Source organism: Azorhizobium doebereinerae UFLA1-100 (assembly GCF_000473085.1).
Taxonomy (GTDB): domain Bacteria; phylum Pseudomonadota; class Alphaproteobacteria; order Rhizobiales; family Xanthobacteraceae; genus Azorhizobium; species Azorhizobium doebereinerae.
Map to the genome: position 1 here is coordinate 1 of NZ_AXBA01000035.1, position 26,206 is coordinate 26,206.

At 68.4% G+C, this 26,206-nt stretch carries 28 protein-coding genes; 20 read left to right on the forward strand and 8 right to left on the reverse strand.

The genetic code is table 11. From position 1 onward, the window contains the following. Positions 1–217: transposase (locus YU1_RS0121195; protein WP_156922116.1), on the reverse strand; the 217-nt coding region annotated here is incomplete at its 3' end. Positions 218–326: 109 nt separating this feature from the next. On the opposite strand from YU1_RS0121195, the gene YU1_RS0121200 reads away from it, so the two are divergent. From YU1_RS0121200 to YU1_RS0121215, 4 genes are all read left to right on the forward strand, one after another. Then, positions 327–1,103 carry a COG4705 family protein gene (locus tag YU1_RS0121200; protein ID WP_198019005.1) on the forward strand — a complete coding sequence of 259 codons (777 nt, stop codon included), beginning with the start codon at positions 327–329 and terminating at the stop codon, positions 1,101–1,103. A 38-nt stretch (positions 1,104–1,141) separates the two neighbouring features. After that, positions 1,142–1,558: a hypothetical protein gene (locus YU1_RS0121205; protein WP_029005793.1), complete on the forward strand. Its 417-nt coding sequence runs from the start codon at positions 1,142–1,144 to the stop codon at positions 1,556–1,558. An 83-nt stretch (positions 1,559–1,641) separates the two neighbouring features. Next, on the forward strand, positions 1,642–2,328 hold the full coding sequence (locus tag YU1_RS0121210; RefSeq protein WP_029005794.1) for a winged helix-turn-helix domain-containing protein: 687 nt from the start codon (positions 1,642–1,644) through the stop codon (positions 2,326–2,328). Beyond that, on the forward strand, positions 2,325–3,716 hold the full coding sequence (locus tag YU1_RS0121215; protein ID WP_051357121.1) for a HAMP domain-containing sensor histidine kinase: 1,392 nt from the start codon (positions 2,325–2,327) through the stop codon (positions 3,714–3,716). The genes YU1_RS0121210 and YU1_RS0121215 overlap by 4 nt, the downstream gene beginning before the upstream one ends. On the opposite strand, the gene YU1_RS0121220 is transcribed toward YU1_RS0121215, so the two are convergent. Together YU1_RS0121220 and YU1_RS0121225 are read right to left on the reverse strand one after the other, a co-directional pair. Continuing rightward, on the reverse strand, positions 3,713–3,931 hold the full coding sequence (locus tag YU1_RS0121220; protein ID WP_029005796.1) for a hypothetical protein: 219 nt from the start codon (positions 3,929–3,931) through the stop codon (positions 3,713–3,715). The two genes, YU1_RS0121215 and YU1_RS0121220, sit on opposite strands and share 4 nt — an antisense overlap. Continuing rightward, on the reverse strand, positions 3,931–4,680 hold the full coding sequence (locus YU1_RS0121225) for a COG4280 domain-containing protein (protein ID WP_029005797.1): 750 nt from the start codon (positions 4,678–4,680) through the stop codon (positions 3,931–3,933). The genes YU1_RS0121220 and YU1_RS0121225 overlap by 1 nt, the downstream gene beginning before the upstream one ends. Positions 4,681–5,179: 499 nt before the next feature. On the opposite strand from YU1_RS0121225, the gene YU1_RS0121230 reads away from it, so the two are divergent. The 3 genes from YU1_RS0121230 to YU1_RS0121240 all read left to right on the forward strand — a co-directional run bounded on the left by YU1_RS0121230 (position 5,180) and on the right by YU1_RS0121240 (position 8,967). Continuing rightward, on the forward strand, positions 5,180–6,208 hold the full coding sequence (locus YU1_RS0121230) for an iron ABC transporter substrate-binding protein (RefSeq protein WP_029005798.1): 1,029 nt from the start codon (positions 5,180–5,182) through the stop codon (positions 6,206–6,208). A 138-nt stretch (positions 6,209–6,346) separates the two neighbouring features. Beyond that, the gene (locus YU1_RS0121235) at positions 6,347–7,906 is read left to right on the forward strand and encodes an ABC transporter permease (protein ID WP_156922344.1); all 1,560 of its coding nucleotides are present in this window, start codon (positions 6,347–6,349) and stop codon (positions 7,904–7,906) included. Then, the gene (locus tag YU1_RS0121240; RefSeq protein WP_029005800.1) at positions 7,903–8,967 is read left to right on the forward strand and encodes an ABC transporter ATP-binding protein; all 1,065 of its coding nucleotides are present in this window, start codon (positions 7,903–7,905) and stop codon (positions 8,965–8,967) included. Before YU1_RS0121235 ends, YU1_RS0121240 begins: the two co-directional genes overlap by 4 nt. Positions 8,968–8,976: 9 nt before the next feature. On the opposite strand, the gene YU1_RS0121245 is transcribed toward YU1_RS0121240, so the two are convergent. Then, entirely contained in the window at positions 8,977–10,332 is a 1,356-nt protein-coding gene (locus YU1_RS0121245; RefSeq protein WP_051357124.1) for a sensor histidine kinase, read from the reverse strand. After that, positions 10,319–11,002, reverse strand: coding sequence for a response regulator transcription factor (locus YU1_RS0121250; protein ID WP_029005802.1), 684 nt, complete (start codon positions 11,000–11,002; stop codon positions 10,319–10,321). The genes YU1_RS0121245 and YU1_RS0121250 overlap by 14 nt, the downstream gene beginning before the upstream one ends. Positions 11,003–11,198: 196 nt before the next feature. Here YU1_RS0121250 and YU1_RS0121255 point away from each other — a divergent pair, with 196 nt between their 5' ends. Further along, a complete protein-coding gene (locus YU1_RS0121255; RefSeq protein ID WP_029005803.1) occupies positions 11,199–11,891 on the forward strand; it encodes a response regulator transcription factor in 693 nt (230 codons plus the stop codon). 138 nt (positions 11,892–12,029) lie between these two features. On the opposite strand, the gene YU1_RS30545 is transcribed toward YU1_RS0121255, so the two are convergent. Next, on the reverse strand, positions 12,030–12,515 hold the full coding sequence (locus YU1_RS30545) for a hypothetical protein (protein WP_156922334.1): 486 nt from the start codon (positions 12,513–12,515) through the stop codon (positions 12,030–12,032). A 427-nt stretch (positions 12,516–12,942) separates the two neighbouring features. Here YU1_RS30545 and YU1_RS0121265 point away from each other — a divergent pair, with 427 nt between their 5' ends. Then, positions 12,943–13,842, forward strand: a complete 900-nt coding sequence (locus YU1_RS0121265; protein ID WP_245263398.1) for a MurR/RpiR family transcriptional regulator — start codon at positions 12,943–12,945, stop codon at positions 13,840–13,842. A gap of 98 nt (positions 13,843–13,940) precedes the next feature. Continuing rightward, positions 13,941–14,354, forward strand: coding sequence for a hypothetical protein (locus YU1_RS32160; protein ID WP_156922336.1), 414 nt, complete (start codon positions 13,941–13,943; stop codon positions 14,352–14,354). Positions 14,355–14,364: 10 nt separating this feature from the next. On the opposite strand, the gene YU1_RS0121275 is transcribed toward YU1_RS32160, so the two are convergent. Next, complete coding sequence (locus tag YU1_RS0121275) at positions 14,365–14,778, reverse strand: YbaN family protein (RefSeq protein ID WP_245263399.1); 414 nt, start codon at positions 14,776–14,778, stop codon at positions 14,365–14,367. A gap of 42 nt (positions 14,779–14,820) precedes the next feature. Then, the gene (gene recG / locus YU1_RS0121280) at positions 14,821–16,917 is read right to left on the reverse strand and encodes an ATP-dependent DNA helicase RecG (protein ID WP_029005806.1); all 2,097 of its coding nucleotides are present in this window, start codon (positions 16,915–16,917) and stop codon (positions 14,821–14,823) included. A 157-nt stretch (positions 16,918–17,074) separates the two neighbouring features. Between recG and YU1_RS0121285 the strand changes: the two genes are divergently transcribed. From YU1_RS0121285 to tatC, 10 genes are all read left to right on the forward strand, one after another. Next, entirely contained in the window at positions 17,075–17,728 is a 654-nt protein-coding gene (locus YU1_RS0121285) for a protein-L-isoaspartate(D-aspartate) O-methyltransferase (protein WP_029005807.1), read from the forward strand. Positions 17,729–17,795: 67 nt separating this feature from the next. Beyond that, on the forward strand, positions 17,796–19,070 hold the full coding sequence (locus tag YU1_RS30555; protein ID WP_051357129.1) for an alpha/beta hydrolase: 1,275 nt from the start codon (positions 17,796–17,798) through the stop codon (positions 19,068–19,070). 202 nt (positions 19,071–19,272) lie between these two features. Further along, positions 19,273–20,463 carry a M23 family metallopeptidase gene (locus tag YU1_RS34790; protein ID WP_051357131.1) on the forward strand — a complete coding sequence of 397 codons (1,191 nt, stop codon included), beginning with the start codon at positions 19,273–19,275 and terminating at the stop codon, positions 20,461–20,463. Positions 20,464–20,586: 123 nt separating this feature from the next. Further along, positions 20,587–21,615: a beta-N-acetylhexosaminidase gene (gene nagZ / locus YU1_RS0121300; RefSeq protein ID WP_029005809.1), complete on the forward strand. Its 1,029-nt coding sequence runs from the start codon at positions 20,587–20,589 to the stop codon at positions 21,613–21,615. A 5-nt stretch (positions 21,616–21,620) separates the two neighbouring features. Next, positions 21,621–22,451 (forward strand): segregation and condensation protein A, encoded by an 831-nt coding sequence (locus YU1_RS0121305; protein WP_198019006.1) that lies wholly within the window; start codon positions 21,621–21,623, stop codon positions 22,449–22,451. Next, positions 22,448–23,173 carry an SMC-Scp complex subunit ScpB gene (scpB, locus tag YU1_RS0121310; RefSeq protein WP_029005811.1) on the forward strand — a complete coding sequence of 242 codons (726 nt, stop codon included), beginning with the start codon at positions 22,448–22,450 and terminating at the stop codon, positions 23,171–23,173. The genes YU1_RS0121305 and scpB overlap by 4 nt, the downstream gene beginning before the upstream one ends. Continuing rightward, positions 23,170–24,258: an ABC transporter ATP-binding protein gene (locus YU1_RS0121315; RefSeq protein ID WP_029005812.1), complete on the forward strand. Its 1,089-nt coding sequence runs from the start codon at positions 23,170–23,172 to the stop codon at positions 24,256–24,258. The genes scpB and YU1_RS0121315 overlap by 4 nt, the downstream gene beginning before the upstream one ends. Positions 24,259–24,336: 78 nt before the next feature. Then, complete coding sequence (locus YU1_RS0121320; RefSeq protein WP_029005813.1) at positions 24,337–24,567, forward strand: twin-arginine translocase TatA/TatE family subunit; 231 nt, start codon at positions 24,337–24,339, stop codon at positions 24,565–24,567. 54 nt (positions 24,568–24,621) lie between these two features. Next, positions 24,622–25,254, forward strand: a complete 633-nt coding sequence (tatB, locus tag YU1_RS34090; RefSeq protein WP_035716221.1) for a Sec-independent protein translocase protein TatB — start codon at positions 24,622–24,624, stop codon at positions 25,252–25,254. Between the two features lie 82 nt (positions 25,255–25,336). Next, positions 25,337–26,134 carry a twin-arginine translocase subunit TatC gene (gene tatC, locus YU1_RS0121330; protein WP_029005814.1) on the forward strand — a complete coding sequence of 266 codons (798 nt, stop codon included), beginning with the start codon at positions 25,337–25,339 and terminating at the stop codon, positions 26,132–26,134. The last annotated feature ends 72 nt before the right edge of the window (positions 26,135–26,206 follow it).

A 26,206-nucleotide genomic window follows, 5' to 3' on the forward strand; every position in this document is an offset into this window, starting at 1 on the left:
AGACCCCGAGCCGGCTCCAGCGGATGAAGCGGTTGTACAGCGTCTTGTGCGGGCCGTAGTCCTTGGGGGCATCCTTCCACTGCAACCCGTTGCGGATCACATAAACGATGCCACTCACCACCCGGCGGTCATCGACGCGCGGCACGCCATGGGCCAAGGGAAAGAAGGGCGAGATCCGAGACATCTGCCTTTCGCTCAGCAGGAACAAATCGCTCATCACAGCCTCCTCAATGGAGACTGTGAATCACAACTCAAGGCAAATTAATAGGTCCTGAGCCTAGTCTCCTGCCCGTCAATCGCATCAGCCGCATCGTGAAGGATATGCCGTGCCGCCCTCAACTCGCCGAACCTCCAGGATCCTGGAGAACAAAGTTCCCGAGATCACCGCTGTCTTCTGGGTCATCAAGATCCTGGCCACCACAGTCGGGGAGACTGGAGCGGATTATCTTGCCGTGAACGCCGGGCTGGGAACGGGCCTGACTACTGGATTGACGTGCGCGGTGCTGCTCGCGCTGCTGTGCATCCAGGTGGCCATGCCTCGCTACGTCCCCGCGATCTATTGGTTGACGGTGGTCTTCGTCAGCGTCGTCGGAACCCAGCTCACCGATGTGCTCACGGATCGCATGGAAGTGAGCCTCTATTACAGCACGGCAGCCTTCGCGTTTCTGCTGCTGGTGGCCTTTGCAGTCTGGTACGCGGTCGAGCGGACCCTCTCCATCCACGCCGTCGATACGACGCGGCGGGAACTGTTCTACTGGCTGGTGGTGCTGCTGACCTTCGCCCTTGGCACGGCGGCGGGCGATCTGGCGACGGAAGCGCTGGGGCTCGGCTTCACCTTGGGCGTGCTCGTCTTCAGCGGGGCGATCGCCTTCATCGGTCTGCTCTACTTCGCGAACATGAACGGCGTCCTGGCATTCTGGCTCGCCTACGTCCTGACGCGGCCCCTGGGGGCCTCGCTCGGAGACCTGCTCTCCCAATCGCAGATCTACGGCGGGCTGGGGCTCGGTGCCGTGAATACAAGCCTCATCTTCCTTACGATCATCCTGATGCTTGTGGTCTATCTCACCCTCGCGCGCGCCGGACGCACGCAGCGCCCCGCCTGACCGCGCCCATCACCCTCTGACTTCGCAGGATAAACAAAATGGCTCGGACCAAACTGCTCAGCGTCTGTTGCATCGTCACCACTCTTGCTCTGCCCCAGGTCGCCCTGGTGACGGCCGGAATGTCGGTGCTGTCCATATCCGGCGTCACGGCTGCCGCCGCGGCGCCCTCGAAGCTCGGGGACCTGTCGTCCTTCCGTGCCATCGTGGTGGATACCGCCGGCCTTGTGGATCAAGGCAACCTTCCGGGGGCGACCCTGCGGATCAAGGACCTCGAAACCAGTTGGGATGCCGCCGAGGCGGGCCTGAAGCCGCGTGCGGCAGCCGACTGGCACGTGGTGGACAAGGCGATCGACAAGGCCCTCACGGCCCTGCGCGCCCCGAAGCCGGATGCGATCGAATGCAAGAAGACCCTGTCCGACCTTCTGGCTGTGATGGATAATCCGGCGGCGCGGTAGGGGCGGCTGCCGGGGCCGCCGCCCGCCGGTCCAGGCGGCTGTGCTTCGTGTGAAGCGTGCAAAAAGATGCAGATGTGTGTGCGATGAAGGTGCTGCTGATCGAGGACGATGCCGAAACCGCGGACTACATTCTGCGGGGACTACGTGAGCACGGGCATTCGGTCGATCACGCGCAGGACGGGCAGGACGGATTGCTCCTGGCCATGCGCGACATCCACGACACGCTTGTGGTGGACCGGATGCTGCCGGAACTGGACGGCATCGCTTTGGTCCGCCGCCTGCGCGCCTCCGGCATACGCACGCCGGTGCTGTTCCTCACGGCGTTGCGCGGGGTGGGGGACCGGGTGCGCGGACTTGAGGCGGGAGGCGACGACTATCTCGTCAAGCCCTTCGCATTCGCGGAATTGCTGGCCCGCCTGAACGCCCTTGCGCGCCGGCCGCCGCTTGCCGAGACGCCCTTGATCTTGCGGCTCGCGGATCTTGAGGTCGATCTGCTCAAGCGTTCGGCCATGCGTGGAGGCGAGCGCATCGACCTGCAGCCGCGGGAGTTCCTCCTCTTGGAATTCCTCCTGCGGCACGCGGACCGGATCGTGACCCGGACGATGCTGCTGGAAGGGGTCTGGGACTTCCATTTCGACCCCAAGACCAACATCGTCGAAAGCCACATGAGCCGCCTGCGCAGCAAGATCTCCCGGGGCGGCAGGGATCCCGAACTGATCCATACGGTGCGCGGGGCGGGCTATCTCCTCCGCGGCCCGACGGAATCGTGAAGGTGGCGATCCGTGCTCCGACCCGGCGCGTGCCGGCCCGCCTCGCTGCGCTCTATGTCCTCGTATTCGCGGTTTCCTCGGTCATCCTCGGCGCGGCTGTCTTCCTGACGGCACGCAAGGTGCTCGAGCATCAGATGGAAACCCGGATCCGGGCCGAGACGGCCCTCTTGCGGGAGGAGTTCGAGCATGGCGGCATGGCGCGACTGGCGGACGTCGTCCGCATAAGGGGACGGGGCGCGAGTGCGCTGGACTATCTCCTGCAAGCCGGCGACGGCCGGCATCTTGCCGGCGAGATGCCGGCCGTCGGAACCGACGTACGCTTCGGCTGGAAAATCATGGATGTCCCGCAGGCATCGGAGGATGACGGCAAGCCCGAGCAGGTGCTGGCGCTGGTCACCGATCTGGGGGGAGGGATGTTGCTCGCCGTCGGGGATGACCTGCGGCGGATCCGCGAGGTGCAGGAAGCAATCCTGACCGCGTTGGCTTGGGCCGTGGGGCTGGCTGCCCTGCTGGCCATTGCCGGCGGTGTGGTGGTGAGCCGGATATTCCTCGCCAAGGTCGAAGCGATCTCCCGGACCGCGGAGGCGATCATCGCCGGCGACCTGTCGCGGCGCATTCCGCTCCGCGGTTCAGCGGATGATCTCGATCATCTGGCCGAGACGCTGAACCGCATGCTCGACCGCACCGAGCGCCTCATGGACAGCCTGCGCCAGGTCAGCAGCGACGTGGCCCACGACCTGCGCACGCCACTTGCCCGCCTCTTGCAGAAGCTGGAGCGCGCGGGGGATGGCTCGGCTTCCGCGAGCGAGACCCGGCATCTGATCGAAGCCGCCACGCATGAAGCGGAGGGACTGCTCGACACCTTCGCGGCTCTGCTCAGGGTGGCGAACCTTGAAGGGGCGGCGTCCCGGGACAGTTTCGAAGCGATCGCGCTGGATACGATCCTGGAAGCCGTGGCCGATGCCTATCGCCCGGATGCGGAGATGGACGGCCGGTTCATCGCTTTGCACATCTCGGCCGGCGCCACAGTGCTCGGCGACAAGGAATTGCTGACGCAGGCGATCGCCAATCTGGTCGAGAATGCGATGCGTCACACGCCGGCCGGTACCCGCATCTACCTGGACCTCGCGCCCGATCGCGCGGACGAAAGACGGGTGTGCGTGAGCGTCCGGGATGATGGATCGGGCGTGCCGGAGGCGGACCTCCATCGTCTGACGCATCGCTTCTTTCGCAGCGAGCGGTCCCGGAGCAGCCCGGGAAACGGCCTCGGCCTGACCCTGGCCGCGGCCGTCGTCGAGTTCCATGACGGCACGCTGGTCGTGGAAAATGCTGCCCCGGGTCTTAAGGTGACCCTCAGCCTTCCGCTGTGGCGGGCTGGACCGGGTTAGCCTTTGGGTTTCTTCCGGGCCGCGCGGTTGACGCTTTCGAGCAGGATCGCCAGACACCCGACCAGCAGCAGTGCGCCGCCAGCGAGCGGCGGCGTTCCGGCCGCCTTGACCGCCATGGCGACGAGCGCAATCAGGACGACGCTGGCGAGGGCCAGCGCACCGTCGTCGATGAACATCCCGAGCACTTCGGAGATGACGCCGCGGAGAAATTTCATCACGAGGCCCTTGCGGTGGTGGGGGTGAGTTGGCGCAGCCACTGGACAGCGGCCAGCGCCACGAGCGTGAAGATAGCGAAGATGGCCAGCAGCGCGAGATCCGCGCCGGGCCAGTCCACGCCCAGTCCTTCGCCGACCCAGAACACGCCAAACGTACTCAGCATCAGGCCGACGGTGAACTTGAGCGTGTTCTCGGGGACGCGCGACAGCGGGCGGTGCACCGCGAGGCCGACAAGGATGACGAGCAGGCAGGCGGCAAGGGCACCGAGACTGGCATAGACCATCAATCCACGGCCGGCACCCACCGCGATGACGATGAAAACCACCTCCACGCCTTCCAGCAACACTGCCTTGAAGGCGGCGGACGCGGCGAGGAAGTCGGCCCGTCGATCCGTGCTCTGCCGTTTCAGCAAGTCGCTTTCGGTGGTGAACGCCTGATCCTCGTCATGCAGCGGAATGAAGCCGGACGTGCGCAGGATGGCTTTGCGCAGCCAGCGCATGCCGAACAGGATCAGCAGCGTGCCGATCACGAACTGCATCAGCTGGAGGGGAATGAGGCTGATCAGTGGGCCGAAGACGAGAACGAGGGCGGCCAGCACCAGAAGTGCGAGGCCGGTGCCCACGAAGGCCGGCTTCCAGCCACGCGAGAGGCCGACCGCGAGAATGATCGTGAAGGCCTCAACGACTTCCACGAAGGAGCCGAGAAAGGCGGCCGTCACGGTGGATCCGATTGTGGTCATCGTCGTCATGGGCGTGCGTCCCTTGCGTGCCTCAGGGGTGGCGCCGTCCGGCATCGGGCTCCGCGGCGCCGGGCGCCTCGCAGTGGTTCCGACGAAAAATCTGGCCGGCGTTTGCGTCTGTAGCAAATGCAACATGAGTGAATTATAGGAAGTAAATGCTTCAGGGAAGCCCCTTACGTTGGGGCGTATGGCGAAAAATGCATCCGCCCGTGCGGGGGAACAGGAGGGCGACATATGACAAGCGGGGGCGTTCCTGCGACGATTTCGGTGGCGCACTTTCACGTATTCCGGAGAAGTGCCTTCCGTGGGATAAAATTTATCTTTTCGAGTGAGCGCGAATTCTTGCGCATTTGCGGCTCACAACTGCCGTTTAATAAATGGAACGTAGCGTAATTTGAGATAAATTTGATTGATTCTAAATCATAAATGTTGACGTTTGATGCTGAAGTGGCGGATGGGAGAGATGTGTCGCAGGCGCGATGCAGGTTTTACTTTGTGCAGGTGCACTATGAAATTCGCTATCACCGCGCTCGCTGGTGCGGCGCTGCTGGCCGGGCTGGCCATCGCCCCCGCAGCCTCCTTTGCCCAGTCCGGGATCAAGCCGAGCGCAGACGGCATCGTCGTCTACAATGCCCAGCACCAGAGCCTAGCCAAGGAATGGGCTGACGCATTCACGACGGAAACGGGCATCAAGGTGACGCTTCGCAATGGCGGCGACACCCAGCTCGGCAACCAGATCGTGCAGGAGGGAGCCGCCTCGCCGGCGGATGTCTTCCTGACCGAAAACTCACCGGCCATGGCGCTGGTGGAGAAGGCGAAGTTGTTCGCGCCGTTGCCGGAGGACGTTCTGGCCGAAGTGCCGGCGCAATATCGCCCGGCCAATGGCACATGGATCGGCATCGCCGCCCGTGCCACCGTGCTGGCCTATGACAAGACCAAGCTGAAGGAAGCCGACCTGCCGAAGTCGCTGCTGGATCTCGCCCTGCCGGCCTGGAAGGGGCGCTGGGGGGCGGCGCCGGGTGGTGCGGACTTCCACGCCATCGTCGCGGCCCTGCTGGAGCTGAAGGGCGAAAAGGAAACGGCGGCCTGGCTCAAGGCGATGAAGGAGAATGCCGTTCCCTTCAAGAGCAACAGCATCGCTTTGAAGGCGGTGAACGACGGGCAGGTGCCGACCGCCATCATCTACCATTATTATTTCGTGGGCGATCAGGCCAAGACCGGGGAGAACTCCAGGAACGTCGCGCTGCATTATTTCAAGAATGGGGATCCGGGTGCGTTCGTGAGCATCTCTGGCGGCGGTGTCCTCGCCTCCAGCAAGCACAAGGAGGAGGCCGTCGCCTTCCTGAAGTGGATCGCCGGCAAGGGCGGGCAGGCCGTTCTGCGCACCGGAACCTCCTATGAATATGCGGTTGGCGTCGGTGCGCCGTCGAACGATCGTCTGGTGCCCCTCACCGAGCTCGGCGCGCCGAAGGTCGAGCCGTCCGCGCTCGACAGCAAGAAGGTGATGGAGCTGATGCTGGCTGCCGGCATCCTGTAGCCTCCCCGACAGGCATCGGCCCCGCGGTGAGGATGAAGCCGCGGGGCCGATGCGCCATCCCCAAGACGGTACATGCGTTTCGTGACCACGACAGACAAGATGATGCCGGTCCCCGCGCCCAGCCCCGATACCGGAGGGATGTCGTGGCCCCGGCGTGGCCTCGCTCGCGTCCGGACCTGGCGCCGCGGCTTGTCGCCGATGGGCATGGCCGCCGTCGTGGTCTCCTTCTTCTCGCTGCTGCCGCTGGTCTTCGTGGCGTGGGTCACGATCCAGGCCGGCTGGGCGACGGTGTCACTCCTCGTCTTCCGGCCGCGGGTCGCAGACCTCCTGCTCAATACGACGGCGCTGATCGTTCTCACGGTGCCGGTCTGCGCGGGCCTCGCGGTGGCTCTGGCCTGGCTGACCGAACGCACTGATCTGGCCGGGGCCCGCGTCTGGGCCTGGGTATGCGTGGCGCCGCTGGCCGTGCCGGCCTTTGTCCAGAGCTATGCCTGGATCAGCCTCGTCCCCGCCTTCCATGGCCTGTTCGCCGGCGTGACGGTGTCGGTGCTGGCCTATCTTCCCTTCCTCTATCTGCCCGTGGCGGCGACGCTGCGGCAGATGGACCCCGCGCTCGAGGATGTGGCGGCCTCCCTCGGCCACGGCCCGTGGCGGGTTTTCCGGCGCGTGGTGGTGCCCCAGCTCCGGCTGGCCATCCTCGGCGGATCCTTGCTGGTCGCGCTGCATCTGCTGGCCGAATACGGCCTCTACGCCATGATCCGCTTCGATACCTTCGCCACGGCGATCGTCGAGCAGTTTCAGACCGCCTTCGACGGGCCGGCGGCCAACATGCTGGCGAGCGTGCTGGTGGTGTGCTGCCTGCTGCTGCTCCTGCTCGAAGGTGGCGTGCGTGGCCGCGCCCGCTATGCCCGGGTGGGGTCCGGTACGCCCAGCCGGTCCCGCACGGTCGCGCTCGGCCGCTACGCTCCCGGTGCAGCCGTTCTGCTCGCGGCGACGGCCTTGCTCTCCATCGGCGTGCCGATGCTGACGCTGGGGCGCTGGCTTCTGGTCGGCGGGCGGGACGTCTGGCGCATGGGCGAGATCCTCGGCGCGCTCTGGCAGACGCTGGCCTTCGCTTTGGCCGGCGGCCTGCTGGCGACGTTGGCGGCCTTTCCGGTGGCCTGGATCGCGGTACGCCATCCGGGCCGCTTCCAGCGGTTCCTGGAGGGATGCAACTACATCGCGGGCGCCTTGCCGGGCGTGGCCGTCGCCCTTGCGCTGGTGATGGTTACCGTGCGGGTCGCCCTGCCGCTCTATCAGACGGTTTTCACCATATTGGTCGCCTACGCCATCATTTTCCTGCCCCGGGCGCTGGTCAGCCTGCGGGCAGCGATCGCGCAGACCCCGGTGGAGCTGGAGCAGGCCGCCGGCAGTCTCGGGCATTCCCCCTTCGGGGTCATGCGGGTCATCACGCTGAGGCTCGCCGCTCCCGGTGCGGCGGCGAGCCTGGCGCTGGTAGGGCTCGGGATCTTCAACGAGCTGACCGCGACCCAGATGCTGGCGCCAAGCGGCACGCAGACCCTCGCCATGCGCTTCTGGGATCTCTCCGGCGAGCTGGATTACGCCGCGGCGGCCCCTTACGCCGTCATCATGGTGGCGGCGTCCCTGCCATTGACTTGGCTTCTGCATGTACAGGCCAGACGGAGAAGCGGGCGATGAGCTTTCTGGTTCTGCAAGGCCTCACCAAGCACTATGCGGCGGCACGGGCGACGGACGCTATCGACCTTGTCGTTGCGCGCGGCAGCCGCACCTCCATTGTCGGCCCCTCGGGGTCGGGCAAGTCGACGCTCATGCGGCTGATCGCGGGTTTCGAGGCGCCCGATGCGGGAACCATCCGGCTCGACGGGACGGTTCTCGCCGAGGGTGGGATCTCCATGCCCGCCCATCGGCGCGGCATCGGCATCGTAGTGCAGGATGGGGCCCTGTTTCCCCACCTCAGCGTCGCCGAGAACGTGGCCTTCGGTCTTCCGCCGCGCGACGCGGGACGGGCGGCGCGGGTGCGGGATCTCATGGCCATGGTGGATCTCGACATCAGTCTTCTCGATCGGCGGCCGGATCAGATTTCCGGCGGCCAGCAGCAGCGTGTGGCGCTGGCACGGGCCCTGGCGCCCAATCCGCGGCTGCTGCTGCTGGATGAGCCGTTCTCCGCCCTGGACACGGCGCTGCGCATCAGCACGCGCAAGGCGGTGATCGCGCTTCTGGCCGCCACGGGTGTGACGGCGCTGCTCGTGACCCATGATCAGGCGGAAGCGCTGTCCTTCGCCGATCAGGTGGCCGTCATGCACAAGGGGCGGCTGGCGCAGGTGGGGCCGCCTCACAGGCTCTACCGGCAGCCGGTGGATCGCATGGTGGCCGAATTCCTGGGCGAGGCCATCATTCTTTCGGCGGTGATTGAAGGGCGCGCCGCCACCTCCATCCTCGGCCCGCTTGCGGTGGCCGAGGGGCATCCGTCCGGTCGCGCGGAGGTGATGCTGCGTCCGGAACAGGTCCGTGTCCACGTGCTTTCGGCGGAGGCCGGGGTGCACGGCGCCGGTGTCTTCGGCCGCGTGATGGAGATGGAGTTCGCGGGGGCCTCGTGCGCCATGGTGGTGGAGGTGCCGGGCGGTGCGCCGGCAGCCCCGGCCCGGCGCATCGCCCTGCAGCGTTCGTCCATGGACGCGCTGCCGGTGGGCACGCAGGTGCAGATCTCCGTTGCCGGCGAGGCTCATGTGTTCGGCTGACGGGGCCGATCAGGCGTCCGGCGCCTTCGAAAGCGTGATCCTGCACCCGGGCTCGTTGTCCGCCAGCACCAGTTCCATACCATGGAGGCCCGCTATGCCGGCGACGAGGCTCAGGCCAAGACCGCTGCCCGGCGTGCTCCGGCTTTTTTCCGTCCGATAAAATCGGCGGAGCACGGCCTCCCACTCGGCCGGTGGAATGCCTGGCCCGTCGTCGGCGACCGCGACCCCCACTGCGGTCGCGCAAGAGAACAGCGTGACCCGCACATGGCCGCCGGGCGGCGTGAACTTGATGGCATTGTCCAGCAAGTTGCCCACGGCCTCGAATAGCAGGCTGGCATCGCCCATGAGCGGCAGGCGCACGGGCTGCCCGCTCAGGCTCAGGGCGATCTGCTTCTCATCGGCCAGCGGTTCGTAGAAATCGACGGCATCCTGCACGATGGCGGCAAGATCGACGCTGACGAAGCCGGATCGCCGCGCGCCATCCTCCACCTCGGAGATGCGCAGCAAGGCGGCGAAGGTCTTCAGGATGCCCTTGGTTTCGGCAATGGCGTCGTCCACCGCAAGGCCGTACTCCTCCTTGGACGGGTCATGCCGGCGCACCCGTTCGAGTCCGCCGAGGAGCCGTGTCAGGGGCGTGCGAAGATCATGGGCGATGTTGTCGCACACGCCCTTCACCTCGCGCATGAGGCGGTCGATCTCCTCCAGCATGCCGTTGACCACATGGATGAGCCGGTCCACGTCGTCGAGCGTGCCCCGGGTCGGCAGGCGGTTGGACAGGTCGCCGGCGACGATCTTGCGGATGGCCAGCGTCACCGCATCGAGGCGCCTGACCGCGCCGATGCCGACGAAGACCGCGCCACCGAGCGCGAGCACGATGGTGAGCGCGCCGCCGATCAACATCGCTTGGACGAGCGCTTCGTTGAATTCGTCGGTCTCGTGAAGGCTTTGGGCGATGAGAAGCGTATCGCCGGTCTCCAGCCGGCGGGCGAGGCCGCGATATGTCTCCCGCTTGCCGTTCAGGGCGATGGCGAAGTCGAAGGGCACATCCCAGGCGGAGATCGTGGCGGGAGCGGGCAGCTCCGTGCCGTCGAGGCGCCGGCCGGCGGGATCGAAGACGGCCATGGCCCGCTCGAGGCTGGGATCGACGAGGGCGCGGGCCTCAAGGCGCGTGCGCAGTTCCTCGGGGCTGTAGCGCGACAGGTCGGTGCGCTCGCGCAGCAGCCATTCGTCGACGCGGGCGACGAGGAAGCCCTGCATCTGCACATACAGCACGCCGAAGAGCGCGCTGGAGGCGCCGCCGAACAGCAGCAGGAAGAAGACCGCGAGGCGGAAGCTCGTGGTGCGCGGGAGTTCACGAAGCCGCATTGAGGATATATCCGGCGCCCCGAATGGTCTGGATCATGGGCGAGGCCCCCTCCGGATCGATCTTGCGGCGCAGCTTGCTGATATGCACGTCGATGACATTGCTGGATTCCGGATAGTGGTACTTCCAGACCTCCTCGAACAGCATGGTGCGGGTGACCACCTGTCCTGCCTGCCGCATCAGATATTCCAGCAGTTCATATTCGCGCGGCAGCAGGTCGAGCGGGCGTCCGGCACGCGTGACCTGGTGGGTGATGAGGTCCAGGTCCAGATCGCCTACTTGCAGGCGGCTGGCCCGCGCCGGCGTCGTCCGGCGTCGGAGGAGGGCCTCGACCCGCGCGGTGAGTTCCACGAACTCCACCGGCTTGACGAGATAGTCGTCGCCGCCCGCTTTCAGGCCTCGTACGCGTTCGTCGACGGCGGAGAGGGCGCTCACGATCAGCACCGGAACCTCCACACCGACCGCCCGCAGGGTGGACAGGATGCCGAGGCCGTCCAGTTCGCCCGGCAGCATACGATCGAGAATGATCGCGTCATAGCCGCCGGTCGCGGCCTTGAGGAGACCGCCCTTGCCGTCGGCGGCAAGGTCGACCTCAAAACCGTGGTCCTCCAGTGCCGCGCAGAGTTCCCGTGCGGTGGCGGTGTCGTCTTCGACCACGAGCACGCGTGTCATTTGTCCGTTTTCCCTACGCGGGCCGCGTCCTGCCGGCCGATGAGGCGGTGCATCGCTGGAAGCGGCGGGGTTCAACTCTGCTAAATAGGTTTAGCCCAGGGAAGATGCCGGGCAGGTCGCCGGAAGATGAAACATATTTCATGTTCCTTCCCGACCGGGCGAAGGGGGCGCCATGGCGCCGTGAAATGGGTCGGGCATGCGCATTCTGGTGGTGGAAGACGATGACCGGACGGCCCAGCATCTTGTTCGCGGGCTGTCGGAGAGCGGCCATGTGGTGGATCGCGCGGCGGATGGCGCTCTGGGGCTGGCAATGGCCCTGGAGGACATTTACGACATTGCGGTCGTGGACCGGATGCTGCCCGAGCTGGATGGCATCAGTCTCGTGAGGCGGCTGCGGGACGAGAACAGGCATCTGCCCGTCCTGATACTGAGCGCTATCGCTTCGGCACGGGATCGGGCGGAGGGCCTGCGCGCCGGTAGTGACGACTACCTTGCCAAGCCCTTTCAGTTCTCCGAGCTGCTGGCCCGGCTGGAGGCGCTGGCGCGCCGAGCGGACCGGGCGCGGGGGCAGGCCGTGCTCCGCGTGGGCGATTTGAGCCTCGACCTGCGCGCCCGGCTCGGGATGCGCGGCGCGCAGGACATCGGCTTGCAGCCGCGTGAATTCCTTCTGCTCGAAACCCTGATGCGGAACGCCCATCGCGCGGTGAGCCGCGGCATGCTGCTGGAAGCGGCGTGGGACTATGACTTCGAGCCGAAGGGCAACATCATCGACATGCATATGCACCGCCTGCGCCGGAAGGTTGACGGCGATACGAACACGCCCCTGATCCATACCATCGCCGGCGTAGGGTATATGCTGTCGGATGTGCCTCCACGCAAACGGTCCTGACGGCATCCTGGACGCCGGCTTTCCCTTGCCGCCGCTGCGTCAAGGTGAACGTGCCCCGTGATCTCTGCGGTCCCGTCCAGATGTGCTGTCGCCCTGCGCTTGCGTCTCCGGTCTGTGCGCCCGCCTCGGTGCCAGTCCTCATGTCTCCTGTTGTTGGGAGAAGCCACGGGACTTCACATGGGCGTCGCGCGTCAAACGAAATGAATACCCCCGCTCGCTGAGCCAGAGAGACACTTCGATCACGGTGACCGCGCCCACGCCGGGCTCGTTGGAGAATTCTTCTTCGGTGTAGTGGCTGGCAATGTCGGCCAGCCTCTGGGTTCGTTCGGCCAGCGTGGCACCGCCTCTTATCGCGTGACGACCGTTCAGAAGGGCGATCAGCGCCCGCCGCGGGAGGAGGGACGACGTGGCTTTCTTGCGGGGGGTGGGGCATAGGGCCCGCACATCTCTAAGGTCGATTTCCAGAACACTGGCGATCTCTTCCCGCTTCAACCCGAACGCATGAAGTATCTCGACCTCTTCCCGCAATTTTGCGAAAAGCCCGCGCCGCGTGTCCACTTCAGGGATAGTCGAGGCAAATTGGCCCCGTGCTGGTCGTCCGGCGTCTGCCTTGGCCCGTGTCAATGATCACCTCCACCGCAGAGGGCAGGGGGAGAAGCCACGACCAGACGGGTTCCTTGCTGGTCACGCGGTCGAATGCCTGACGATGGATGGTCCTGCGGCATCCTGCATCTCGGATTTGCATGCGGCCTGCGCCGCCGGCTCGGAAACGCCTTGCCGGTGACAGCCTCTCGCATGGGCTCCGCTGAGCCTGCGATGTTTGTGGCACGATATTGGTAGTGAATACAACGGAATTTTCAGTTCGTGTAGTGTATGAAACATGGCTTGGCACGCGGCCATGCGCGCCCTCTCATCCGCCCCGGCGTGGGCCTGCGGGAAGGGCCGGTTAACGGGGCGGACGGCCAGAATGCCTTGGCCATGAAGCCTCGGAGGGGGCTGCCCAGGGGGTATAGTCGATGTGCGCAGACGGCGAATCGGTGAAGCTGCAATCATGAGCACAAAGACAATGCCCAGACGTGGTGCGCCCAAGCCGCTTACGTTGAGTGACCGGGTCGCCGGGGTCATCGGCAGCTTGCGTCCGGCCGAACGGCGCATGGCGCGGTTCTTTGTGGAACAAAGATCGGTCGTCCTCCTGAACTCCGCTGCCGAGATTGCCGACAGGGCCGGCACCAGCGACGCGACGGTCGTGCGGACCGCGCGGGCCCTCGGTTTCGATGGCCTCGCTAGTTTGCGGGAGGCGATCCTGTCGGACATCACCGGGCCTGCGCCCGCGGATCGGCTGACGAAAACGCTGCAGGATGTGAGCGCGACGTCAGACGGTGTTCTGGCGCATGTTCTGAGGGAACATTACTCTAGCCTGGAAACGATGACGTCGCCAACATTCGGCGCCGCTTTCGAGCGGGCAGTCGATATGCTGTTCGCAGCGCGGCGCCGCTATGTTTTCGGCATCGGGCCATCCGGCAGCGTCGCCGAATATGCCGCTCTGCAGTTCAACCGGATCGGTCTTCGCAGTTCGGCGCTCTCCCGCAGCGGCATCGGCCTTGCCGATGGCCTCCAGGACATGGAAGCGGGGGATGCGGTCCTCATGCTCGCCTATGCCCCGATCTATCGGGAGGTTTCCGTTGTTCTGGAGCGCGCCGGCGAACTCGGAGTGCCGACCGTGCTCATCAGTGACAGCCTGGGCTCGGTAGGTGGGGTCGTCGAGATCCTTCCCGTCGCGAGAGGCCGGGCCGACCATTTGGCTATGCATGGAGCCACTCTGGTGCTGATTGAGGCGATGATCGTGGCGCTCGCGGCCAAGGACAAGAGCGCGGCGGTCGATGCTCTCCGGCAGTTTGGTACCCTGCGTGGCGCCATCGACAAATCCTGGCTTAAACGCCGCAGCAGCTAAACCCGGAGATGATCCGGTATCATCTGTCCGATCCCCAGGTGTTCAGTCTCGGAGTGTGGGGGCTTCAGCGAAGCCGGTCCCGTATTCCTGGAGGCGTCATGGGCCAGGTGCTTCGCCGTAGCGAAGCGCCACGCCCGCCATCCCAGGGACCAGCGGTCAAGGTGGAGCGGATGAATCGAACGCGCAAGGAGGCCACCATGCGGCACCGTCATTATGAAACCCCGCCGCTTCACGATCGCCTCGCCGCGTTCCTCGACGCCTGCCACTTCGCAAGAGCGCCTGACCTCGGGACTGAACACATCGGCGGGCTGCTGCTCGCCGATGCCCTGAAGCGGCTGGCGCGCGTCTCCCGGCAATTGGGGCTCGCGGTGATCCTGCTGGATGTCCTCGATTGCGGCGATGCCGGACGAACCGCGAGACGCAAGGCGCTCTATGAGAGCTACGGCTTCCGGCCGCTTCCCAGCCGGTCCTTGCGCCTGTTCCTGCCGATGGCCGACGCGCTCAAGCTCTAAGCCCGGCCCGTTAGCGCGACGGCCGCGTCACCATGAACACCGCCAAAGCGGCGAACAGGAGGCCGAGGCCCCACAGCACATAGATGGGGGCGCCGAAATACCACGCGCCGGTCCAGCTGCCGATGAAGCTCATGAGCGCGAAGGCCTTGGCGACCAGGGGGATGGCGCCGGTCTCCTGCCAGCGCCTGACGGTGGGGCCGAGGTAACGGTGGTTGAGCAGCCACGCCTCGAAGCGCGGCGAGGACCGGGCGAAGCACCAGGCGGCGCCGATCAGGAACACCGTGCCCGGCATCATCGGCACCACCATGCCGATGGCCCCCAGCGTCAGGAAGAAGACGCCGCAGGAGAACAGCACGCGCTGCATCACCACCTGCCGGAACATGGCGGCGGCATAAGGCGGGCGCGGCGGCAGGTCGGGCGGCACGGACAACCTCGGACAGCGTGGCGAGGCGCCCAACTTCGCGCCTCAGCCGGCGGAGAGCAAGCGCACCGCCGCATCGCGCTCATGCACGTAGAGCAAGGTGCGCACCCGCTCGCCCTCGGGGCCTGACAGATCCGGATTGCCGGGAACGAGCCGCCCCGCCAGGTCGCGCGCCTGCGCCACCAGGGCGCCATGGACATCGAGCCGGGCGATCTTGAAGCCGGGAAAGCCGCTCTGACGCGTGCCCAGCACGTCGCCCTCGCCGCGCAGGCGCAGGTCCTCCTCGGCGAGGCGGAAGCCGTCCTCGCTCTCGCGCAGGATGGCGAGGCGGGATTTCGCGGTCTCGCTCAAGGGGCCGCGATAGAGCAGCAGGCAGGTGGAGGCCTTCTCGCCGCGCCCGACGCGCCCGCGCAACTGGTGCAACTGGGCAAGGCCGAAGCGCTCGGCATGCTCGATCACCATGATGCTGGCGTTGGGCACGTTCACCCCCACCTCCACCACCGTGGTCGCCACCAGGATGCGCGCCGCGCCGGAGGCGAAGCGGGCCATGGCGGCGTCCTTCTCGCTCCCCGACAGGCGGCCGTGCACCAGCTCCACCGCCTGTTGCCCGAACACCTGGGCGAGATGGGCCGCCCGGTCGGTGGCGGCGGCGAGGTCCGAGGTGTCGCTCTCCTCCACCAGCGGGCAGATCCAATAGGCCTGGGCGCCCTGGGCGAGGGCCCGGCCCACGGCGGCGACCACCTCGTCCAGCCGCTCCAGAGAGATGGCGCGGGTGTCCACCGGCAGGCGGCCGGGCGGCTTCTCGCGCAATTCGGAACTGTCCATGTCGCCGAACAGGGTCAGCACCAGGGTGCGCGGAATGGGGGTGGCGGTCATCAGCAGCATGTCCACCGCGCGGCCCTTGCGGGAGAAGGCGAGGCGCTGCTCGACGCCGAAGCGGTGCTGCTCGTCCACCACCGCCAGCGCCAGATCGGCGAAGGCGACGTCGTCCTGGATCAGCGCGTGGGTGCCGACGATGAGGCCGATGCGGCCTTCCCTGAGGTCGTCGAGGATGGCGGCGCGGGCGCGCCCCTTCTCGCGTCCGGTGAGCAGCGCCACGCCGATGCCGGCGGCGGCCGCCAGCGGGGCGATGGTCTCCAGATGCTGGCGGGCGAGGATTTCGGTCGGCGCCATCAGCGCCGCTTGCCGGCCGGTTTCGATGACGCCGGCGGCGGCGAGCAGCGCCACCACCGTCTTGCCCGAGCCCACGTCGCCTTGCAGCAGGCGCAGCATGCGGGTGTCCGCCGCCAGATCGGAGCGGATGGCTGAAAGCGCCGCCTCCTGCGCGCCGGTCAGCGAGAAGGGCAAAGCGGCGAGAATGGCGGCGGCCAGATGCCCGTCGCCCCGGCTGGAGCGCCCGCCCGCCTTCACCTGGGTCTGGCGCACCAGGGCCAGCGTCACCTGATGGGCATAGAGCTCGTCGAAGGCGAGGCGGCTCCAGGCGCGGCCGGTGGGCAGCGCGTCCACCGGCGTCTCCGGCTGGTGGATGCGGGTGAGCGCCGCCTTGAAGGCGGGCCAGTCCTCACGCGCCAGCAGGTCCGGCGGGATCGCCTCGGGCAATTCGGGCAGGCGGGCGAGGGCGGCGTCCATGGCCCGGCGTACATGGCCGGCGGCGAGGCCCTCCACCAGCCGGTATTTGGTCTCCACCGGCGGCAGCCTGGCGAGGCCGGCCGCATCGAGGATGCGGTCGGGATGGGTCATCTGCCGCATGCCGTCATAGAGCGTGATACGCCCGCACAGCCAGCGCGTCTCGCCCACCGGCAGCTGGCGCTCGATGCGGGCGCGCTCGGTCTTGAAATGCACCACCTGCATGTCGCCGCTGGCGTCCGAGACGAAGGTGCGGTGCGGCGCGCGTCGCCCCGGCGGGGGCGCCTGGTGGCCGTCCACCCGCACCTCCAGCGTCACGTCGGTGTCTGGCAGGGCCTCGAAGATGGTCGGCCGCGCCCGCCGGTCGATGAGGCCGGAGGGCATGTGGAACAGGAGGTCGATGACGCGCGGGTTCTCCCGCCCCAGCAGCCGGGCGAACGGGCGCACCATCTTGGGGCCGATGCCCGGAAGCGAGGTGAGGGGGGCGAAGAGCGGATCGAGCAAAGCCGGGCGCATGGCGCGCCGAAGGTGGCGGACGCGGGCGGCGGAGGCAAGCGCCCCTGTGCACAGCCGCGCCGCGTCCACCGCCGGCATCGCGCCGGGCGGCCCATGAACGGGTTGCAGGTGCAATCCCGCGCGGCACGGTAGAGTTGACGTCGGGGGGCAGAGCACGATGAGCGACAGCGAGGCCGAACGCGCGGAACGCGCCGCCTTCATCCTCGGGCTGCGGCGGCGCGGCATCCGCGATCTGGCGGTGCTACGGGCGCTGGAGCTGGTGCCGCGCGCCCTGTTCGTCGATCCGACCCTGCGCCGCCACGCCTATGAGGACGTGGCCCTGCCCATCGCCTGCGGCCAGACCATGTCGCAGCCGAGCCTGGTGGCGATCATGACCGAGGCCCTGGCGCTCAATGCCGAGCACACCGTGCTGGAGATCGGCACCGGCAGCGGCTATCAGGCCGCCGTGCTGTCGCACCTCGCCTCCCAGGTGGTGACCATGGACCGCTACCGCGCGCTGGTGAGTGAGGCGCAGGTGCGCTTCAAGGTGCTGGGGCTGCGCAACGTGGCCGCCTTCGTCGGCGACGGCATGGCCGGCCTGCCGGGGCGGGGGCCTTATGACCGCATCATGGTCACGGCCGCCACGCCCGAGGTGCCCCCGGTGCTGGTCGACCAACTGAAGCCCGGCGGCATCCTGGTGGCGCCCATCGGCGAGCCGCAGCAGGTGCAGACGCTGCGCAAGTTCACCAAGACGCCGGAGGGGCTGGCGGCCGCCGACCTCATGCCGGTCCGCTTCGTGCCGCTGATTTCCGGCGTTGCCGTAACATCGTAGCGCGCGCCCTCCATTGCGCGGTTGCGGCGCGTGCTTTACCAAGCCGGGCAGGGGCTGGAGCGCGGGGATGGGTCTGGTGTCTGCACGCAAAGCGTTCATTCTGGTGGCGACGCTGGCGCTGGCCATGGCCGTGGGATCGTGCGCCGGACGCCCGCCGGGCGTGCTCATTCCGGTCCAGGCGGCCGACGTGCCCGGCACCAGCAAGGTGGCGATGATCGTCGCCACCACCCGCGCCAGGGCCACCACGCCCGACATGTTCTCCGGTGACCGCGGCAAGACGCCGAGCTTCGCCGAGATCACCGTCTCCCTGCCGCCCGATGCCGCCCGGCAGGCGGGCGAGGTGCAGTGGCCGCGCAGCGTGCCGGGCAATCCGCAGACCGACTTCGTCGTCACCGGAGCCGAAGATCTCAGCCGTGACCAGGCCATCGCCTGGCTGCACAAGGATGTCAGCCGGCGGCCGAAGCATCGCGTGCTGGTGTTCATCCACGGCTACAACCAGCGGTTCGACGACGCGGTGTTCCGCTTCGCGCAGATCGTGCACGATTCCGGCGCGGACGTGACGCCGGTGCTGTTCACCTGGCCCTCGCGCGGCAGCCTGCTGGCCTATGGCTATGACCGCGAGAGCGCGGTCTATTCCCGCGACGCGCTGGAAACCCTGCTGACCGCGCTGGCCAAGGACCCGGCGGTGGGCGAGGTGTCGGTGCTGGCGCATTCCATGGGCAATTGGGTGACGTTCGAGGCGCTGCGCCAGATGGCCATCCGCAACGGCCGCGTGCTGCCCAAGATCAAGAACATCATGCTCGCCGCCCCGGACGTGGACGTGGACATCTTCCAGTCGCAGTGGGCCGATCTCGGCACGCCGGCGCCCAACGTCACCATCTTCGTGTCGCAGGACGACAAGGCGCTGAAGGTCTCCCAGCGGGTGTGGGGCTCGCGCGCCCGGCTCGGGCAGATCGATCCGGCGCAGGAGCCGTTCCGCAGCGAGTTCGAGACGCGCAAGATCAATGTCTACGACCTCACCAAGCTGAACACGCCGGACGGGCTCAACCACGGCAAGTTCGCCGAGAGCCCCGAGGTGGTGCAGATGATCGGCAAGCGGATCGCCTCGCAGGCCACCATCACCGACAGCCGCGAGGGCGTCGGCGACCGCATCGTCCAGGTGACCACGGGCGCCGCCTCCACCGTCGGGCAGGCGGCGGGGCTGGTGATCGCCGCGCCGGTGGCGGTGATGGACCAGCACACCCGCGACCATCTCGGCGAGCAGGTGGAGAGCCTGGGCGGCACGGTGTCCGGGACGGTGACCTCCACCACCGGGCTCGTCACCACGGCGCCCCAGAACTAGCGGTTCCGGCCGGCTCGCATGGCGGGCCGTGCCGGGGCGGGCTCGGGGCGAGGCTGTGGCATAAACATCACAGCGCCGCAATTGTTGTGGCCGGCGGCCATACTTAAGCGGTCGTTTACCCGTACGGCCTTTACTCCACGACATGTTCGGTGCGTGCGAGTTAGGTCACATGGCAACCTCCAGCGAAACCTTGGGACGTATTGTGATCGCTCGCTTTGCCGCGGTCGGCCTGGTGGCCGTTGGGCTGGCGGGCTGCAGTGCGGACGTGACGCGGTTTTCCGATGCCGGGGGCACCGCCCCCACGGCGGCGCTGCCGCGCCAGGCCTCGGCTGACGTAACGGGATCGCTCGGCTCGGCCCCCACCTCGCGGGTGGATGCGGCGCCCATCGGCGCGCCCACGGCCTCCCAACCGGTGGCCTATGCGCCGGCCAACGCCCCCTATGCCAACAATGCCGGCCAGCCGATCTACGGCTCGGCGGGCTATGCCGCCGCGCCGCCGGCCCCGGCCGTGCCGGCCGCTCCGCCCGCCGTCGCGGCCGCCGGCACCACCCATGTGGTGACCTCGGGCGAGACCATCAGCTCGATCGCCCGCCGCTACAATCTGACCCGCGCCCAGGTGGCCGCCGCCAACGGCCTCGCCCCCGACGCGCCGCTGCGCATCGGCCAGTCCATGGTCATCCCCGGCGCCGGCAGCTCCACCGTGGCCCAGGCCCGTCCGGCCGCGCCTGCTCCGGGCACCCCGGCGCCCGCGCCGCTCGCGGCGGCGCCGGTGCCCGCCACCGGAGCCAAGCCGCAACAGCTCGCCGCCGTGACCCCGGCGCCCGGTCCCGCGCCGCTGGCCCCGCCGAAGGCGAACCAGCTCGCGGCGCCCGCCGCCGCGCCGGCGAAGACCGCCGCCGTGACCCCGGCCGCCGCCAGCCCGGCGCCGGTGGCGGCGACCACCGCCAAGGTCGAGACCGCCGCCAAGGTGACGCCCGCCGACGATGCGGACGAGGCCCGCTCGCCCGGCACCGGCCCGCAGTTTCGCGCCCCGGTCCGCGGCCGTGTCATCTCCGGCTTCGGCCCGAAGCCCGGCGGCACCCGCAACGACGGCGTGAACTTCGCCGTGCCGGAAGGCACCGGCGTGCGCGCCGCCGAGGACGGCACCGTGGCCTATGCCGGCAACGAGCTGAAGGGCTACGGCAACCTCGTCCTGATCAAGCATGCGGACGGCTACGTCACCGCTTATGCCCACAACAGCGAGATCAGCGTGAAGCGCGGCGATACCGTGCGGCGCGGCCAGATCATCGCCAAGGCGGGCCAGAGCGGCGGCGTCGGGACCCCGCAGTTGCACTTCGAGATCCGCAAGGGCTCGCAGCCGGTCGATCCCAGCCAGTATGTGGCGGGGCTCTGAGGTACCTTTAGGTTTCTCCCCGAGACCACTCGCGACGGCCGGGCTTGCCCGGCCGTTTTCTTTGTGTTCCCGCGTCCCCATGCCCGGCTTGACGCCTGGGGCGCGCGCCGATAGGCCCGTTTCATGACTTCTGCCCCTGCTGGAACCCGCGCGCTCATCGTCGGTCTCTCGGGCCATCGCCTCACCCCGGGCGAGCGCGCCTTCCTGCGCGACGTCAAGCCGTGGGGTCTGATCCTGTTCGCCCGCAACGTGGATACGCCCGAGCAGGTCGCCGATCTGGTGGCCGAGGGCCGGGCCGCGCTCGGCTGGGACGCGCCGGTGCTGATCGACCAGGAGGGCGGCCGGGTGCAGCGCCTGCGCCCGCCATTCTGGATCGACTACCCGCCGGCCGAGCAGTTCGGCGCCATCTACAAGGCCGACAAGGCGCGGGCGCTGACGGCGGTGCGCCTCAATTCCCGCCTCATCGCCGCCGACCTCGCCACGCTCGGCATCGACGTGGACTGCCTGCCGGTGGCGGACCTGCGCCTGCCGGAAGGCCACGGCATCATCGGCAACCGCGCCTATGGCAGCGAGCCGTCCACGGTGGCGGCGCTCGCCAGCGCGGCGGCGCGCGGGCTGCTGGACGGCGGCGTGCTGCCGGTGGTCAAGCACATGCCCGGCCATGGCCGCGCGCCGCTGGACAGCCACGAGCACCTGCCCACCGTCACCGCCAGCCGTTCGGTGCTGGAAGCGAGCGATTTCGCCGCCTTCATGGCGTTGAACACCCTGCCGCTCGGCATGACCGCCCACGTGGTCTATGCCGATCTCGACAAGCACAATCCGGCCACCACCTCCAGGCTGGTGCTGGACGAGGTGGTGCGCGGCTTCATCGGCTTCGACGGCGCGCTGATGAGCGACGATCTGTCCATGAACGCGCTGTCCGGCTCGCTCGCCCAGCGCGCCCGGGCCTCCGTCGCCGCCGGCTGCGACCTGCTGCTGCATTGCAACGGCAAGCCGGACGAGATGGACGCGGTGGCCGGCGAGGCGCCGGTACTGGCGGGGACCGCCGCCAGCCGCGCCGCCCGCGCCCTGGCGCTGCGCGTCACCCCGCCGCCGTTCGACATGGAGCAGGCCCGCCACGAGCTGGCGGTGCTGCTCGAACTGCCGGTCTGACCCCGGTGTCCGGCGCGCCCTCCGCCGAAGGGGACGGCCCGGCCGGGCCGGGCGCGCCGGATTTCGTCGAGGATCAGCTGCCCGCCGCCGGGGAGGGGGCCTTCGTGGTCGACCTGGACGGCTTCGAGGGGCCGCTCGACCTCTTGCTGGCGCTGGCCCGCACCCAGAAGGTGGACCTCACCCGCATCTCCATCCTGGCGCTGGCCGACCAGTATCTCTCCTTCATCGAGGAGGCGCGGCGGGTGCGGCTGGAACTGGCCGCCGACTATCTGGTGATGGCGGCGTGGCTGGCCTACCTGAAGTCCCGCCTGCTGCTGCCGGCGCCGCCCAAGGAGGACGGGCCGAGCGCCGAGGAACTGGCCGCCGCCTTCACCCGGCGCCTGCGCCACCTGGAGCGCATCCGCAAGGCGGCCGAGGCCCTGATGGCCCGCGACCGGCTGGGCCTGACCGTCTTCCCGCGCGTGGTGCCGGACGACAGCGTGCCGGAGACCCGCCCCGTGGTGTTCACCGCCACGCTCTATGACCTGCTCTCGGCCTATGCCACCCAGCGGCAGAAGCAGGCGCTGTCCTATGTCACGCTGAAGACGCGCATGGTCTGGTCGCTGGCGGATGCCCGCGAGCGGCTGGAACGGCTCCTGGGCACGGCGGTGGGCGACTGGATGCGCCTCGACCAGTTCCTGATAGAGTATCTGACCACGCCGGAGCAGCGGGCGACCGCCATCGCCTCCAGCTTCTCGGCGACCTTGGAGATGGTGAAAGAGGGCCTCTTGGACATCCGCCAGGACGAGCCGTTCGCGCCGCTGTGGCTGCGGCCCCGCACGGAGCGGCGGGAATGAACCGCGCCGCCCCCCGCGTCGACCTGTTCGACGTCCGCCCGGACGACGAGCGCGCCGTCGCGCTGGCGCGCGACCTCCGGGTGATCGAGGCGCTGCTGTTCACCTCCGGCGCGCCGGTGGATGGGGCGGCGCTGGCCGCCCATTTGCCGGAGAAGACCGACGTGGACGCGCTGATGGAGATCCTCGCCGCCGACTATGCCCGGCGCGGGGTCAACATCGTCAAGGTGGCCGGCGGCTACATGCTGCGCACCGCGCCGGACCTCGCCCCGGTGGTGTCGAAGGGGGCGGTGGAGACCCGCAAGCTGTCCCGCGCCGCCGTGGAGGTGCTGGCCATCGTCGCCTACCATCAGCCGGTCACCCGCGCCGAGATCGAGGAGATTCGCGGCGTCTCCACCTCCAAGGGCACGCTGGACGTGCTGCTGGAGAGCGGCTGGGTGCGCCTGCGCGGCCGCCGCAAGGCGCCGGGCCGGCCGGTCACCTACGGCACCACGCCCGCCTTCCTGGTGCATTTCGGCCTGGACGCCCTGCAGGACCTGCCGGGGCTCGACGAACTGCGCGGCGCCGGCCTGCTGGACGGCCGCATCCCGGCCGGCTTCTCCATCCCGCTGCCCTCCGACGACGCCGGCCTGCGCGAGGACGAGGAGCCGCTGGAGAAGGAGCCGCTGGACCTCTCCCTGGCGCCGCTGCTCGATTATGCGGAGCGGGACGGGGATGACGAATGACCATGGCCGGTCCCGCCATGCGTAGCCGCACGCCCGCCGCCTTCGCCAAGGGCCTGCGGTTCGAGGCGGTGCGCCTGTCCTACGGCGCGGTCGAAGCGGTGCGCGGCATCACGCTCGCGGTGGAGCCCGGCGAGGTGCTGTGCCTGCTCGGCCCGTCCGGCTGCGGCAAGACCTCGCTGCTGCGCCTCGCCGCCGGCATCGAGCAGCCCGACGGCGGGCGGCTGTGCGTGGACGACAGGGAAGTGGCCGGCCCGTCCGCCTTCGTGCCGCCGGAGCGGCGCGGGGTGGGGCTGGTGTTCCAGGACTATGCCCTGTTCCCGCATCTGACCAATCTGGAGAACGTCATGTTCGGCCTGTCGCGCCTGAAGCGCGGCGCGGCGGAGGCGGAGGCGCGCCGGGCGCTCGACCGGGTGGGCCTGGCGGCGCTCGCGGCGGCTTATCCCCATGAATTATCCGGCGGCCAGCAGCAGCGCGTGGCGCTCGCCCGCGCGCTGGCGCCGCGCCCCGGCATCCTGCTGCTGGACGAGCCGTTTTCCGGCCTCGACCGGCGGCTGCGCGACCAGGTGCGGGCGGACACGCTGGCGGTGCTGCGCGAGGCCCGCGCTACCTGCATCATCGTCACCCACGACCCGGAGGAGGCCATGCGCCTCGCCGACCGCATCGCTCTGCTGCGCGGCGGGGAGCTGGTGCAGCTGGGGGCGCCGGACGTGCTCTACCGCACTCCGGCGGACCTTGGTGTCGCGCGCTTCTTCTGCGAGCTGAACGAGCTGCCGGCGGTGGTGGCGGACGGGGTGGCGGACACCCCGCTCGGCCGCGTCCCGGCGCCGCATGTGGCGGCCGGGCCGGCCATCGCCGCCATCCGCCCGCAGGGGCTGGGCTTCACCGCCGCGGGCGGCGGCGTGCCGGGGCGGGTGATCGAGCGGCGCTTCCTCGGCGAGGTCGATCTCCTGGAAGTGATCATCGAGGGTTTCGAGCGCCCGCTGGTGGCGCGGGTACGGCCCGGCGGGGATCTGGCGCGCGGCAGCGAGGTGGGCATCCACGTGGACCCTGCGGAAGTCCTTGTTTTCGCCGCTTCCGGGTCCTAGTCTCGCGCCTCGAATGGGGTGGCATGCGAAATCCGTCTCCGCATGCGTCCTTTGGAAGATCCTCACGGAGGGTGAGTTATGGGTTCGTTGAGCATCTGGCACTGGATCGTGGTGCTGGCCGTGGTGCTCCTGCTGTTCGGTCGCGGCAAGATCTCCGACCTGATGGGCGACGTGGCCAAGGGCATCAAGTCCTTCAAGAAGGGCATGGCGGACGACGACGAGACGCCCGCGCCGAAGGCCTCCGAGCCGCCGCGTCCGCTGCCGCATCAGGCCAGCCCCGCGCCGGAAACGGAAAAGAAAGCCGTCTGACGGTCCGCATCGCGCGAGAGAGGGCCGCGGTTCCGCCGCAGGCAGTGAGCCGTCATGTTCGATATCGGCTGGTCTGAACTGATGCTGATCGGCGTTGTGGCGCTGATCGTCATCGGACCCAAGGAATTGCCCGGCGTGCTGCGCACGGTGGGGCGCACCGTCACGAAGCTGCGCCGCATGGCGGGCGAGTTCCAGGGGCAATTCAACGAGGCGTTGCGCGAGGCCGAATTGTCGGACATCCGCACCGACATCGGCAACATCGTCGGCGGCGTGAAGGACAGCGTCAGCAAGTCCTTCCCCGGCACCGAGGCGTTCGACCCCCTGCGCAGCATCCGCGAGGACATCCGCGCCAGCGTGGAGGGCGCCACGGCGCCGCCCGAGACGCCGGTGGTGCCGGCCTATGACCCGCACCGCGAGATGCGCGAGGCCATCGCCGCCTCGGTGGCCAAGGCCACCGGCGGGACTGCCACTATTGCCGCTGCGGCATCGGTGGATCAGGCCATCGCCGCGCCGACCGGCGCGGTGGAGCGCGCGCCGCTGCCACACCCGTCTCCCGTGTCCGAGCCTTTGGTTCCCTTGCCGGGCCCGGCGGCGGAACCTGTGCTCGACACCGGCCCCGATCTGTCGCAGAACCAGCCCGTGACCGCGCCGATCGAGCCGAAGCCCGCCACCGGCGGCGCGGCCTGAGCGCGGTGGACGCAACCGCGCGCACGCACCCGTGCGCCAGTCACCCGCCGCGAGCCAGTCAACTGTGAACCATGGACCGGACATGAGCCAGGAGGACATCGACGCCTCGAAGGCCCCTTTGATCGAGCACCTGATCGAGCTGCGCTCGCGGCTGATCAAATCGGTGATCGCCTTCCTGGTGGCCTTCTTCCTGTGCTTCATGCTGGCCAAGCAGATCTACAATATCCTGCTGTGGCCCTATGAGTTCGCCTCCGGCTTCTCCGGCGGGGTGAAGCTCATCTACACCGCGCCGCAGGAATTCCTGTTCACCCAGATCAAGCTCGGCATGTTCGGCGCGGCCTTCCTGTCGTTCCCCGTGGTGGCGACACAGATCTACATGTTCGTGGCGCCCGGCCTCTACAAGCACGAGAAGAACGCCTTCCTGCCCTATCTGGTGGCGACCCCCATCTGCTTCCTGATCGGCGCGGCCTTCGTCTATTTCGTCGCCATGCCGCTGGCCATGACCTACTTCCTGAACATGCAGCAGGCGGGCGGCGACGGGCGGGCGGAAATCTCGCTGCTGCCGCGGGTCTCGGAATATCTCTCGCTCATCACCACGCTGATCCTGGCGTTCGGCATCTGCTTCCAGATGCCGGTGATCCTGACGCTCTTGGGCCGCATCGGCATCATCACCTCCGAGCAGCTCAAGAAGGCGCGGCGCTACGCCATCGTCGGCGTGTTCGTGCTGGCGGCGGTGCTGACCCCGCCGGACGTGGTCAGCCAGCTCTCCCTTGCGATCCCGACGCTGCTTCTCTACGAAATCTCCGTCTATCTGGTGCGCATCGTGGAGAAGCGCCGGGCGGCGGAAGAAGCGGCGCGCGACGCGGCCTCCGCCTCCTAAGCCTTCGCGGGACGCGCCTTTCGGGTTTTAGCGATGAACTGGCGGCCCGCTCGGGCCGTCATGGCCGGGCTT